Raw genomic sequence first — 11350 nt, forward strand, 5'->3', positions numbered from 1 at the left:
ATAATGCTGGTAAATTACGTTTAACTCGGCATTGATTATACCACCTAACTTATTGTTAATCAAGATGATATATCGTTTTTTTGTGATGCTTTTCTTAACTTAATGACATTGGGTTGCAACCTGAACCTATGAGTTTATGCGTATAATGGGGCTATGTACTGCCGTAAAATTCCAATACTTAAATCCCAAAATCCCTGCTTGGAATCTGGACTTTATTTGTTATTTGTTCTGTTCATAGAAGGCTGGATTGAAAGTATAAAACGTTTGGTTCAGGTTGCAAACCAATGTCATTAAGTTAAGCAGCCTGCCATAAAAGTTCCCCTTAAAAAAGGGGGATAAAGGGGGTTGTTTTTTGATCAAATATCCTTAACTTAATGACATTGGGTTGCAAACCTGAACCCGCGAAGTTGGGTTTCGTGCCTCAACCCAACCATGTCAAAATGTTGCAATAAATTTATAAACATTAATTTGGGAAATAAAGTATAATGAATAATTTGTTCGAAAAAATCATTGAGTATGCATACTTATTTGCAACCATTCTTCTTGTTTCTGTTTCTGTGTTCACCATGGGTTGGTCTGCGTGGGAGGTAGTTTTTCACACTAATCTTGTCGAAAATGGAATATCGAATGTACTGCAATCGGTGGGTGCAATTGTGATTGCGATAGCAATTCTTGATGTTGCGAAGTATCTGTACGAGGAGGAAGTAGTTCGAAAAAGCAAAGAACTTCGTTCGCTAAAAGAGGCAAGAAAGACATTGACCAAAATATTTGTGATTATATCAATAGCAGTAAGCTTGGAAGGGTTAGTTTATATTTTCAAGGCAGGCACAAAAGACGTTGCTTTGTTGCCATATCCGGCGATACTTATAGTTGTTGCCGTTTTTGCCATGATTGGCCTTGGTATATACCAAAAACTAAGTGTTAAAACAGAAAAGGAAACCGAAGTGAGTGAAAAAACAGATTAATATATTGAATATCGATGCGCTACAATTTCAGAGTACGCCACGTTTTTCCGTTACAGTACAATTCCCAATATTTTAACAGAGTGTTTTTTGCAATAATTCGGTCTCCTTTTATTCAGAGGTCTGATCTCCGACCTCTGACTTTTGAACTTGTTTAACTATATTTCTCAATGTAATAGCAGCAGTGTTTGCATTTTTTCAGCTTAAACTTAATAGCTATTGAACTATGGAAAAATCATCACCAGCTTATCCGAGAATATTGGTCGCAGGTACGCATAGCGGCGCTGGCAAAACAACCGTCACCCTTGGTTTAATGTCGGCATTAAAAGAAAATGGATACTCCGTACAGGGCTTTAAAGCGGGACCTGACTACATTGACCCTTCACATCACACGGCCATTACCGGCAGATTGTCCCGTAATCTGGACACGTGGCTCATGAGCAGGGATGTATGCCTCGAATTGTTTGACCATGCCATGGACAATGCGGATATTGCACTCATAGAAGGGGTGATGGGGTTGTTTGACGGCTCTTTAAGTGGAACTGAATCCGGGAGTTCCGCCGATCTTTCAAAGGTATTAAAAGCGCCGGTAATACTGGTAATGGATGCCAAGGGTATGTCTGGGAGTGCCGGTGCGGTGGCTCTGGGTTTCAAAAAGTTTGATGAGGAATTGGCTATCCATGGGATAATTTTGAACAGGGTAGGAAGCGAGCGGCATTACAATGCTGTTAAAAAATCAATCGAAGAAAACAGCGGTATTCCTGTGGTAGGATATCTGCCGAAGAATGATGAAATAGGGCTGCCGGAACGACATCTTGGGCTTGTGCCTTCCATAGAACAGGAGTTTTCCAAAGCCGTGTATCAGAAAATAGGAGATATCTTATCAAAGACAGTTGATATAGAAAGAATAATTAACATTGGTTTTTCGGCGGACAAGCTTCCTTCTTTTCAAAAGAAGATATTTAGCGGCATTTCAGAACGATATAATTTAAGAATTGCGGTTGCAATGGATGAGTCGTTTAATTTTTATTACCATGATAATCTTGATTTGCTGGAGGCATATGGTGTTGAACTTGCCTATTTCAGCCCTATGTATGATAAATATGTGCCGTCTGATGTTTCTGCCATTTATATAGGAGGCGGTTTTCCGGAATTGCATGCTCCATTGCTTTCGTCAAATACCACTATGAAGGAATCGATAAGAAAGGCATATAAGAATGGGGTAGTATTCTATGGTGAATGCGGGGGAATGATGTATTTGCTTGAGCATTTAACAGCGTTTAATAACAAGTCATACGAAATGTGTGGACTCTTTAAGAGCGGCACAAAAATGGAGCAAAATAGGCAGGGCCTGGGGTATATTACCGTGAAGGGTATACATGATACTCTGTTATGTAGAAAAGACGAGGTATTCAGGGCGCATGAATTTCACTGGTCATCGTTGCAACAGATACCCGGGCATAATCCTTATGCCTATGAAATTGTGAAAGAAGGACATGATAAACCAAAACAGGAAGGCTTCTTTACACCGCGTGCGCTTTGTTCCTATGTACACGTCCATTTTGCATCCGATATCAGATTGTTAAGGCGTTTTCTTGAATCGGTCAGAATTGCGTCAATTCAGAAATGATAAAATGGCGGAAGGAATTTTTTCGAGAGATACTATTTTTTCCGCCGCTCCCAGTTTAATCGCCTCTTTCGGCATGCCAAATACAACACAGCTCTCTTCATCCTGAGCGATGGTATTCGCCCCTGCCTCCTTCATTTTCAAGAGACCGCATGCGCCGTCATCGCCCATGCCCGTCATAATGACGCCGATTGCATTGACTCCGGCATATTTTGCAACAGATTCGAATAATACTTCCACGGATGGCCTGTGTCTGCGAACAGGGGGATCCTGGTTTATGGTAACGTAATACCTGGCGCCGCTCCTGTTTAGCGCCATATGATAACCACCCGGCGCGATCAGCGCCATTCCCGGGACAACACTCTCTCCATCCTTCGCCTCGCTTACACGTATAGCACATAGGGTATTCAGTCGGTCGGCAAATGCTTTTGTAAATAAAGCCGGCATATGCTGCACGATTACTATGCCTGGCGCATTAGGAGGCATTTGTGTCAACACTTCTTTTAATGCTTCTGTGCCTCCCGTGGAAGCGCCGATAGCAACAATTTTATGCGTGGTCTTAATGAGTGCATGGCTTGTTTGCGGGCGTTTTGTATCAGTTGTTTTTAACACCTTTTTTTTAATTTTAACCCTTACGGATGTCCTTATCTTTTCCGCCAATTCATCTATGACGTCGTTAAGAGAGTTTGAAACATCCAGTGTGGGTTTCGCCACAAAATCCACCGCCCCAACCTCTAATGCCTTTAATGTGGTTTCACAGCCTGATTGTGTCAAAGAACTTACCATAATTACCGGCAAAGGATAATACGCCATCAATCTCTGCAAAAAAGATATCCCGTCCATTCGCGGCATTTCGACGTCTAACGTCACAATATCAGGTTTTAACGTTACTATCTTATCCCTGGCGACAAACGGGTCAGGCGCTGTACCTACCACTTCAATATCAGGGTGTTTACTCAGACCGGTAGAAAGAATTTTTCTCACTACAGCGGAATCATCTACAATCAAAACCTTTATTTTACCGTTCAAAAGAAAACCTCCTTAAAAAGGTGTTTTTCATAAATACACCAACATTATTTCTGATATACCGTTGGAATAACATAGCTGAATTTGCTGTTTGTGCCTGCCAGGCTTTCGGAATGGCCGATGAAAAGATGGCCTTCGGGCGCAAGGTGTTTGTAATACTTTGAAATGAGTTCGGTTTGTGTCTGCTTGTTAAAATAAATCATAACGTTTCTGCAAAATATAAAATCAAATTGTCCCTTAAATGGAAAAGTTTGCTCCATTAAGTTAAACCTTCTAAACACAATAATATTTTTCAATACGTCCTTCACCTGATAGTAGTCTTCAAAGTTATCGCCGCCTTTTTTAAAATATGTCTGTAACCGCTGGACATTTATGCTCTTTAAACGGTCTTTATGATACAATCCCTTTTTTGCCTTTTCTAATACCCTGGTAGAAAGATCAGTCGCCAATATTTTTACGTCCCATTTGTCTATTTGTTCGATACGTTCATTCAAAACCATAGAAAGACTGTAAGGTTCCTCTCCGGTTGAGCATCCTGCGCTCCACACCCGTAATTTTTTTTCCTTCTTTTTCTTCTTTTTTTCTAGCAATGCTGGAAGGAGTTTTTCTGATAAGAAGTTAAAATGCGCAATCTCCCTGAAAAATTCAGTAAGATTCGTTGAAATACAATCTATCATGTGAATCATTTCTTTCCCGCTAACATCTCTTTCCGTAACATAGGTATGGTATTCCCGGAATGATTTCAGGGAAAGAGTGCGTAAACGCTTTATCAGGCGGGATTTTAACAATTCTTTTTTCGCCGGGGAAAGGTTGATGCCGCTTTCGTCATAGATTAATTTCTGGAATATAGCAAATTCCTGGTCAGTAAGGTCTATTTCCATACAAATTTTTTTTAAGGTTAATGGTGATTCTAAGCTAAATCTGAAATGCAGGGTGCTGCACCGGGCTATGATGAGATATCTGTCTTATTTACGAAGTATGATTTAAATCTCAAATCGCACTTCGTAACAGCCCAATTACCGGAAGGCTACATGGTATCTGCTTCGCACCTACAGGGAATGGTTTGAAATTCCTCTACGTCAACTCTGGAGGGCAATATTTTACGAAAACCGTTCCCATCTTATATTCTTCCGGAAATATTTTTGTGCCCTGTAAGTATTTGTATAGATAAAACACACGATAGTGGGTTTTTGTGGAAATGTTTTGTTAAAGGATTGTGGCGTGAATAACAAAAAAAAGTATTACCTTTATACCACAAAACCTGCCACTATAATAAAAACAATGGCATTTATGCCATAGTGAATGCCTGTTGCGGAAGCCTTTTGTAAAGAGAAGCGGTTGTGGGGAGGGATTTTATTTGGTTACCAGCCTCAAACGATACATAGTCATTACCGGGAGAATGATTATCTGATTTATTCTTTGGCAAGTACAGAATTTAAGGCCGATACCATACGGTCGTCTTCAAATGGTTTCACCACAAAATCACATGCTCCGTTAAGAAGCGCCGCCTGTAATGCATCCCGCTGGTCAATTGCCGAAATCATGACTACCTTTGCATTTTTATCATAATCGAGTATGTCCTTCAGCCCCTGGATTCCATCGATTTCCGGCATTACGATATCCATGGTTACCGCATCAGGTTTTAATTCCTTATATTTTTCAAGAGCTTCCCTGCCGTTTTCCGCCTCTCCAACCACCAGAAAGCCGTTACGCGTCAATATTTGTTTGATAACCATTCTTACAACCTTCGCGTCATCCACGACAAGTATTCGTTTCATTTACGTTCTCCTATTGCATCTAATAGCTTTCCCAAAGATGCCAATTCAGGCAGGAGGAAAAGATAGCAAGTGATTTCTGTTTTACAGATTTCAAAAATTGTCTCAACAAGGAGCAATTGATCGCAATATATCCCTTGTTCCAACAAAAGACTCGAAAATATTATTCCCGCATAATCGTTATGCACTTGCGGCGGTTCCGGCAATAATGTAGCATTGAAGTCGGAAACCAGCGTGTTGCTGATATGGCTTGCAAGGATATTCCCCAATTCCTGAGAGACGCTTTCGGTATCAGCGTTAAATTCTTTTGTTGTACCCACCGGTTGACGGAGATAATAGTCCGTCAGTATTGTAGAACCTTCAAGAGGCAGCATAAACAGCATTTTACAGCCGAGGTTGCCTTTGAAATTAACAATAATGCCGGTCATTTCCCTCGTGTCAGTATTCATTTTCTCGGTGGCTTCGTTAAAATCGGCCATGTAGATTTTAGAGAGAGTGATTTTTGCACCGGTTCTCAATGTCTTGGAAAGGGCTCTTGAAGCATTATCGATAGAAAGCTTCATTATTACCTCTAACATCCGTAAGCGTTCCGGTGAAATGACCATTTTTTACCTTCGTTTTTGATAAATGCTATCTTTTCGCAAATAAAATAAAATTAATATACTCAATAAATACAGATAGCTTCTCCGAATATGCGGCATTCTACATTGCCGGTGGTTGTATCAAGCGCTATATTGTATCCCTTTGTTCCGCCCGTTTTTGCCGCTACAATTTTAATACCTTCTTCTTTTAATATCCTGCGCACTTCCTGTTCATTTTTTTCGCCAATATTAATAAGCTTCCCGGCGGTTTCAAACATCTTTGCGCCTCCAAATATTTTTGCCAGGAGGGTGTTTTTTGATGCTCCGCCGTTTTTGATGATTTGTCCGATAAAAAAAGGCAATCCCGGGTCGGCGTATTTCGTTAATTTTTGGTCATTTCCTGTTTTTTTTGGCAGCATTACATGAAGAATACCCCCCACTTTTGCAATGGGGTCATACAACGCGATCCCTATGCACGAACCGAGCAAGGTCTTTAATTGGTTAGGAGCCCTTGCTATTTTTGCATCTCCAACACCAACGGTGTAGATATTAGGAGCGTCGTTCATGTTATGCGCAAATTTCCAGGGGGTTTATACAACGTTCCTGCATGAAGCATACAATAAAAATTTTTCCTTTCCGAAATATGAAGATTATATCCATTTTACTGCACAATCAGAAATCACTGAACTCATCATCCATAGGTATTATATCTTCAGGTTTTTTCCCTGATTCCCCCTCATCATTTTTGCGAACATGTTTGCGGCCTTTGCTCCCTCCAGCCTTGTAAGCCTCCAGGGCAGGTCTTCTGTGATAAGTGATTTCTTTTTTCAAGGATGTTTTTTTCTTAACCTCCGGTTCCATAGCCTCCTCCCGTATCCCGCCGACCTGTGCTGCGAGTTCAAGCACGACTTCTCTTAAATTCACCGACTGGGAAGAGAGTTCTTCGCTGGCGGATGCCATTTGTTCTGCATTGGCTGCATTTTGCTGGGTAACGTTATCTATGGAAGTCATCGCTTTCCCTATCTGGCTTACCCCTTCCGATTGTTCCCTGGAAGCCGCTGAGATTTCTCCCATCAAATCTGCAACCTTCTTCGTATCCGTTGCTATTTCTTTCAGCTTTTCAGCAAACACCTCGGTTATTTTTAAGGCGTTGTCATTGCTCTGTACCCGTGCATTGATCAGGTCTGCCGTTTCTTTTGACGCCGTTGCGCACCTTTGTGCTAAATTGCGAACCTCGTCCGCAACCACGGCAAATCCCTTCCCGTGCTCGCCAGCCCTTGCAGCCTCAACTGCGGCATTCAGTGCTAAAAGGTTTGTCTGGAACGCTATTTCATCAATCGACTTGATAATTGCGAGAATTTGATTATTTCCTCCGTGCAATTCACGCATAATTGCCTGCAATGATTTCATCGTATCGTTACCTTCCTCAGCCGAAGATCTTGCCTTGACCGTCAAATGGCTTGCCTCTTCTGCATTATCTGCATTCTTTGCCGTCATCGAGGACATTTCTTCTATTGAGGCGGAAGTCTCTTCCACAGAAGCTGCCTGCTGCGATGCCCCATCGGCAAGCGACTGGCTTGAAGAAGATATTTGCGATGATGCCGCAGCCACTTCTTCCGCCCCCGCATTCAGGTGATGAATCATCCTTTTCAGCAATGACACTACCCCCTTGGTAACGAAGAATACCACACCGCTAATAAGGAGGACGTAAATTCCATTTCCCACAATGCTGAAATTTCTGTTTGCCGCAATTGCCGCATTTATACTGTCCATAGGCGCCACCACGCTTATTCCACCCCTAATTTCCCCTAGTTTGTACCCTTCCATTTGCCTTCCCGATATGTCTTTGCCGTCTCCTGTAGGGCTTGTCGCCGGATCTCCGTGGCATACAAGGCAGGCTTCTGTAATTTTTAATGGTATCATAAGGCGGAATATTTCTGTACCCGTTCTCAAATCCCAGTCTTCAGAGGTCATTTCTGAAACCTCTTCTAAATCAGGATTAGCGGCAAATCGTTCCAGTTGTTTGGTTTCCCATGCGTCTGGTTTATTTGCCGGGTTTCTGTATTGCAGGCTCGTTTGCTTCATTTTGTAAATTGTAGTGTGGCTGAAGTGCTCTGCCACTTCACGGCCAATAACCGCAGGGATTACCCCTTTGAATTCGAAGTTACCTTTGGAGTCATTGTTGATAGCATGCTGTTTTGTCGTAATCACATGCCGGACGGATATCAGTTGGTCCGCCGCCATGCGCGCCTCCTTTTTTACTTCCTCCAGCATTTGCGTTTTTTCCCTCTTCATGACAATTACCGATAAAATACCTGATCCTATAGCAATTGAGATGACTATTGTCACAATGAGCCTTGTCATTATCGTCATTTTGCCAAACATCATAATCCCTTTCTTTTGAAGAATTTTTATTATGTTTAACATGCTTCTGTAAAATTGCCTGTCATGCCGATTTCTTCCTGGCGTAAGACCTTATCAATATCGAGTAGTATTTTAACCTTATTTTTTATCTTTGCAATGCCTAAAAAAACATCGGTATCTATGTCCTGTCCAAAATGCGGAGAAGGTTCCATGTCTTCTGTGGCAATATCAAGGACTTCCGATACCGTATCTACAATGACGCCCGTAAGGATATTGTTTACTTCCACCACAATAATGCAAGTTTCTTTCGTATGTTCCTTTTCCGGAAACCCGAACTTTAACCTTAAATCAACTACGGGAATTACCTTTCCTCTTAAATTAATTACGCCCTTAATATAATTTGGCGATTGAGGCACAGGCGTTATTGCCATGACGCCAATGATTTCCCTTACTTTTAAAATCTCTATGCCATATTCTTCATCGCCCAGAACAAAAGTTAAATATTTTCCTTCATGAGAAGCCAGACTTGAAATTTCGGCAGGTTTTTGCTGACTAAGAACACCTTCCATAATTCTCCTCCTTTAAAAAGTAAAACGTTTGGTTTTTGTATATTAGTTAAGAGCAAGATTCATAATGCCGCCTACATCCAATATAAGCCCTACTCTTCCGTCCCCAAGTATAGCGCTGCCGGAAACCCCTTTGACATTGCGGAATTGTTCTCCAAGGCGTTTGATGACAATTTGTTGTTGCCCTATTAAATCATCTACGAGAATCCCACATCGTTGACCTTCACTTTCAACAATGAGAATAATGGCCTCCCATGGGTCGTATTTTTTAGGTTCGACATTATACCAATGGTGCAGCCGTACCATTGGCAAAATATTGCCGCGCACATTTATTACTTCACCGCGCTGTTGTACCGTTGAGATGTCATCCTTTTTCGGGCGTATGGATTCTTCTATAGAAAGCATTGGAACGATATATTTCTGATCACCTACCTGGACGATCATTCCGTCAATGATTGCCATTGTCAGGGGAAGTTTGATAGAGATTTTCGTGCCTTTGCCTTCTTCTGAAGAGATTTCTACCTTGCCGCGCAGGCGTTCAATATTTTTCTTAACTACATCCATTCCTACGCCGCGTCCTGATATATCGGTTATCTTCTCAGCAGTGGAAAATCCGGCGGCAAAGATCAAGCCGAAGATTTGTTGTTCAGTAAGTGTGGCGTTTTCGCTCACAATTCCTTTTTCAATGGCTTTTTTCAGTAATTTATCTTTTCGCAAACCCCTGCCATCGTCTCTTATTTCAATATAAATGTTCCCCCCTTTGTGAAAGGCATCAAGATGCACATGTCCCAAAGCAGGCTTTCCCGCGGCAATTCGTTCTTCCTCCGGTTCGATTCCATGATCTACCGAATTTCTGAGAATATGTACCAGTGGGTCTCCAATTGATTCAATTACCGATTTGTCTAGTTCAGTCTCTTCTCCGGAAACTTCCAGTTTCACCTTTTTGCCGGCCTTTTTGGAAACATCACGGACGAGCCGTGACATTTTCTGGAAGGTTGATTTAATGGGAACCATTCGTATTGACATTACCTGGTCTTGTATGTCTTTTACTATTTTTCCCAGGTGTGAAATATTTTTATTTGATGTGCTGTTCGTGTTTTCCAGAAGATCTTTTATGAGGGCATTGGCGATTACCAGTTCGCCCACAAGGTTTACAAGGCTATCTATTTTTTGTATATCGACCTTGACCGTTTCTGAGACTGGCGCTGTTGCCGGCAAGGTTTTGAGGGCGCTGTCTATAGTTTCTATTGTGGCGATGCCCTTTTCAACAATGATTTCTCCTATTTTTTTTTGCTGTAGTTTTTCCTGTTCCTCCAATGCCTTGTCAAGGTCATCTTCGGTAATTTCCCCTTTTTCTACGAGTATTTCGCCTAAGTGCTGCGGTTTTGGAGGGGCGCTTTCCGTTACTTCTTCTCCTTCGAGGGCATTTTTTATTTTTACAATAACGGGGGCGTAATCGACAATTTCGCCCGAAACATCTATTTTCTCGACTTTCTTTGCAACAAGCTCCCTTAATCTTTTCAGTATGTCCACGCCTTCGTACAATATTTCTATGATTAACGGGGTTATTTTCAGTTTGCCCTTTCTTGCTTCGTCAAGAAGTGTTTCTAATTCATGGCTTACTGTACCCATATCCTTCAATCCTAAAAAGCCGGCGCTTCCTTTCGTGCTGTGAATAGGGCGGAATATTGTGTTGATAATATCCATATTGTCCGGGTTTTCTTCTAATTGGAGGATTTGTGATTCTACCGCTTCCAGATGATCCCCCGATTCCGTCAGGAATTCTTTGACAATCTCAGGATCATCCATTAAAAATGAAGTATCTTCCATAATTATTATCCTTAAAAAAACAACTATCGGTTTGCGGGGATTTTTAAGCTTTTATTAAGCATATGTTTATTAATTTTTTCCATTAATTTTTGTCTAGTTACCGGTTTTACTATAAAATCAGCAGCACCCGCCCTTACGGCGCGTATTACATTTTCCTGCGTAGGGTGGGCGGAACAGATAATAATAGGCACATCTTCAACCATTGCATTTCTTTTAATCCTTTCGCAGAGGGTAATTCCGTCAACTCCCGGCATGTAAATATCCATTAATACCAGATCAATATTGGTTTTCCCCAGAGTTGAGAGCGCGTGGCTTGGATTGTCTGTCACTAATACTTTATAATCATTACCCAGTAATTTTCTGATGATTCGTAAATCGGTGTTTGAATCGTCCACGGCAAGTATTGTTCCCCGATATTCTTTGTTTTCTTCTTCAATGATTTCCCCGAAAAATTCTTCCCCGATTAATTTAGGGACACAGATAATAAAATGGTCATCGTCAAAACCCATTATTCTTAAAGAAGTGGAGAGGAAAAGGCATTCTTCGTTAAGGATGTCGTCTTTTAATACGGTAGTCATATTCTCTTTGTTTATTGGCTCTACCGATAATAATTTCAGGT

Annotated in this window: 11 protein-coding genes; 2 read left to right on the plus strand and 9 right to left on the minus strand. The window is 41.4% G+C overall.

The genetic code is table 11. The annotated features are described in order from the left end of the window. Positions 1-485 precede the first annotated feature (485 nt). Together ABJL82_RS15950 and ABJL82_RS15955 are read left to right on the plus strand one after the other, a co-directional pair. On the plus strand, positions 486-965 hold the full coding sequence (locus tag ABJL82_RS15950) for a hypothetical protein (RefSeq protein WP_347275699.1): 480 nt from the start codon (positions 486-488) through the stop codon (positions 963-965). 223 nt (positions 966-1188) lie between these two features. Then, complete coding sequence (locus ABJL82_RS15955) at positions 1189-2592, plus strand: cobyrinate a,c-diamide synthase (protein ID WP_347275700.1); 1404 nt, start codon at positions 1189-1191, stop codon at positions 2590-2592. On the opposite strand, the gene ABJL82_RS15960 is transcribed toward ABJL82_RS15955, so the two are convergent. The 9 genes from ABJL82_RS15960 to ABJL82_RS16000 form a co-directional block, all read right to left on the minus strand. Then, positions 2578-3618: a chemotaxis response regulator protein-glutamate methylesterase gene (locus ABJL82_RS15960; RefSeq protein WP_347275701.1), complete on the minus strand. Its 1041-nt coding sequence runs from the start codon at positions 3616-3618 to the stop codon at positions 2578-2580. The two genes, ABJL82_RS15955 and ABJL82_RS15960, sit on opposite strands and share 15 nt — an antisense overlap. 44 nt (positions 3619-3662) lie before the next feature. Beyond that, the gene (locus tag ABJL82_RS15965) at positions 3663-4496 is read right to left on the minus strand and encodes a CheR family methyltransferase (RefSeq protein ID WP_347275702.1); all 834 of its coding nucleotides are present in this window, start codon (positions 4494-4496) and stop codon (positions 3663-3665) included. Positions 4497-5027: 531 nt separating this feature from the next. After that, positions 5028-5393 (minus strand): response regulator, encoded by a 366-nt coding sequence (locus ABJL82_RS15970; protein ID WP_347275703.1) that lies wholly within the window; start codon positions 5391-5393, stop codon positions 5028-5030. After that, complete coding sequence (locus ABJL82_RS15975; RefSeq protein WP_347275704.1) at positions 5390-5995, minus strand: hypothetical protein; 606 nt, start codon at positions 5993-5995, stop codon at positions 5390-5392. The genes ABJL82_RS15970 and ABJL82_RS15975 overlap by 4 nt, the downstream gene beginning before the upstream one ends. A 59-nt stretch (positions 5996-6054) precedes the next feature. Beyond that, positions 6055-6537: a chemotaxis protein CheD gene (locus ABJL82_RS15980; RefSeq protein ID WP_347275705.1), complete on the minus strand. Its 483-nt coding sequence runs from the start codon at positions 6535-6537 to the stop codon at positions 6055-6057. Between the two features lie 106 nt (positions 6538-6643). After that, entirely contained in the window at positions 6644-8398 is a 1755-nt protein-coding gene (locus tag ABJL82_RS15985) for a methyl-accepting chemotaxis protein (RefSeq protein ID WP_347275706.1), read from the minus strand. After that, on the minus strand, positions 8392-8904 hold the full coding sequence (locus ABJL82_RS15990; protein ID WP_347275707.1) for a chemotaxis protein CheW: 513 nt from the start codon (positions 8902-8904) through the stop codon (positions 8392-8394). The genes ABJL82_RS15985 and ABJL82_RS15990 overlap by 7 nt, the downstream gene beginning before the upstream one ends. 42 nt (positions 8905-8946) lie before the next feature. Then, entirely contained in the window at positions 8947-10731 is a 1785-nt protein-coding gene (locus ABJL82_RS15995; RefSeq protein ID WP_347275708.1) for a chemotaxis protein CheA, read from the minus strand. 23 nt (positions 10732-10754) lie between these two features. Continuing rightward, a partial coding sequence (locus ABJL82_RS16000) for a response regulator (protein ID WP_347275709.1) occupies positions 10755-11350 on the minus strand: 596 nt, incomplete at its 5' end.

Source organism: Candidatus Kuenenia sp., from assembly GCF_039794105.1.
GTDB lineage: Bacteria > Planctomycetota > Brocadiia > Brocadiales > Brocadiaceae > Kuenenia.

What these genes read in the sequence shown, in the direction of transcription:
- ABJL82_RS15985 (WP_347275706.1), bottom strand. Translation starts at nt 8,398, where the DNA reads ATGTTAAACATAATAAAAATTCTTCAAAAGAAAGGGATTATGATGTTT.
- ABJL82_RS15995 (WP_347275708.1), bottom strand. Translation starts at nt 10,731, where the DNA reads ATGGAAGATACTTCATTTTTAATGGATGATCCTGAGATTGTCAAAGAA.
- ABJL82_RS15965 (WP_347275702.1), bottom strand. Translation starts at nt 4,496, where the DNA reads ATGGAAATAGACCTTACTGACCAGGAATTTGCTATATTCCAGAAATTA.
- ABJL82_RS15955 (WP_347275700.1), top strand. Translation starts at nt 1,189, where the DNA reads ATGGAAAAATCATCACCAGCTTATCCGAGAATATTGGTCGCAGGTACG.
- ABJL82_RS15990 (WP_347275707.1), bottom strand. Translation starts at nt 8,904, where the DNA reads ATGGAAGGTGTTCTTAGTCAGCAAAAACCTGCCGAAATTTCAAGTCTG.
- ABJL82_RS15970 (WP_347275703.1), bottom strand. Translation starts at nt 5,393, where the DNA reads ATGAAACGAATACTTGTCGTGGATGACGCGAAGGTTGTAAGAATGGTT.
- ABJL82_RS15950 (WP_347275699.1), top strand. Translation starts at nt 486, where the DNA reads ATGAATAATTTGTTCGAAAAAATCATTGAGTATGCATACTTATTTGCA.
- ABJL82_RS15980 (WP_347275705.1), bottom strand. Translation starts at nt 6,537, where the DNA reads ATGAACGACGCTCCTAATATCTACACCGTTGGTGTTGGAGATGCAAAA.
- ABJL82_RS15975 (WP_347275704.1), bottom strand. Translation starts at nt 5,995, where the DNA reads ATGGTCATTTCACCGGAACGCTTACGGATGTTAGAGGTAATAATGAAG.